The organism is Nocardia sp. NPDC101769 (assembly GCF_044766925.1).
In the GTDB taxonomy this organism is placed as follows: Bacteria; Actinomycetota; Actinomycetes; order Mycobacteriales; family Mycobacteriaceae; genus Nocardia.
This window is the reverse complement of record NZ_JBIWMX010000136.1, coordinates 1-1,619: the sequence shown is the minus strand read 5'-3', so window position 1 is coordinate 1,619 and position 1,619 is coordinate 1. Positions and strand designations below refer to the sequence as shown.

Sequence of the window (1,619 nt, the reverse complement as noted above, 5' to 3'; positions counted from 1 at the left end):
GAACTGACACGAAAATATGGTGACCACCACGGGTGACCACGGGTGTTGGTGATTTATTCGGGTTGAGTAATGGGTTGGAGGGTGACCCGGTAGCCGAGTGCTTCGAGCTGACCGATCGCGCGGGACTTTGTCTTGGCGGGCGCGTGGCGGATGAAGTAGTCGGCGCCGGGGTCGCGGTAGAAGTCGCCGTGGGTGAGCATGTTCCAGGCGGCGATGATCATGGCGTGTTCGACAGCGACGATCGCACGCATCGGACCGCGGCGGGAGGTGATCCGTTTGTATTTGGCCGAGAAGTAGGTGTTCTTCGATCGAGCGGCCGACAGGGCCGCGACCCCGAGTGCGCCCTTGAGATACCGGTTGCCCGGCCGGGTCGTTGTGGACTTCACGCGGCCCGCGGATTCGTTGGAGCCCGGGGAAAGCCCCGCCCACGAGGCCAGGTGACCGGCGGAGGGGAAAACGGTCATATCGCCTCCGGTCTCAGCGAGGAACACCTCAGCCACGATCCGGGAGAAGCCCGGGATGCTGGCGAGCAGGTCCCGGGCCGCGTGAAAAGGTGCCATCGCCTCGTCGATGCGGGCATCCAAACGCGCGATATCGGCGGTGTGGGCATCGATCCGGTCCAGGAACAAACGGGTCATGAACGCGTGGTGGGCAGTGAACCGTCCCGTCAATGCCTCGATCAGGGCGGGGATCTTCGACCGCATCCGGCGCTGAGCCAGATCGGCAAGTACCGCCGGGTCGCGTTGCCCGCCGATCAACGCTTCGAGCATCGCCCGACCCGAGACTCCCGTGATGTCGGAGGCGACTGAAGACAGCTTGATGCCGGTGTCTTCGAGCAGTTTCTCCAACCGCTGAACCTCGCGGGCGCGTTCCCGGGTGAACGCGGTGCGGGTGCGGGTCAGGTCCCGCAGCGCCCGGATCGGTGCGGGTGGCACCAATGAGGCCTTCACCAGTCCGTGCGCACCCAGGTCAGCCAGCCAGGCCGCGTCCGACACATCGGTCTTGCGCCCTGGAAGGTTGCGCGCGTGTGCGGCATTGACCAGGATCACGTCCAACTCCTCATCGAGCAGGTAGTAGAACGGCTTCCAGTAGTCGCTGGTGGATTCATCACCACACACGTGACCTTCTCCGCGATCAAATGCTCACGCAGCGCGAGGATCTGGCCGCTCGTCGCACCCCAGGTCGTCACCGCACGAGTCTTTCCCCGCCCCTGAATCCGGACGCATACCTTCGCGTCCTTCTTCGAGCAATCCAGTCCCGCGCATCGCGGGTGAACAACATCCATCACATACCACCGATCCGAATCGTTCCGTGTTCGCTTGCGCGGGCACGTGTTCCGGGGAAGGCGGATGAAACAGGAATCTGACACTCGTGCTCGAAGGCAACATTCCACGGTTCCCGTGGACGCGAACGTGCCCTCCGTCCCAAGCTTCGTTGCGGGCTCACTGGCAACACAGTTCGACCGGGCTCGACCGAAACACCCCACCAGCATCAACCGATCCGACCAGCAGCGCCACACCGCACCGACGCAACCGGCCCACCATTTTCCTCCCCCACGGAGGAGCGCAGCGGCCCCTGGTCAGCTTCGTTGGATCTTCGGCGATTACTACCGGAACCCC

The 1,619-nt window shown here is 64.0% G+C and carries 1 pseudogene; it reads right to left on the bottom strand.

The window, feature by feature from the left end:
• Nucleotides 1–53 precede the first annotated feature (53 nt).
• Nucleotides 54–1,285 (bottom strand): annotated as a pseudogene (locus tag ACIRRA_RS45970) (IS110 family transposase).
• Nucleotides 1,286–1,619 lie beyond the last annotated feature (334 nt).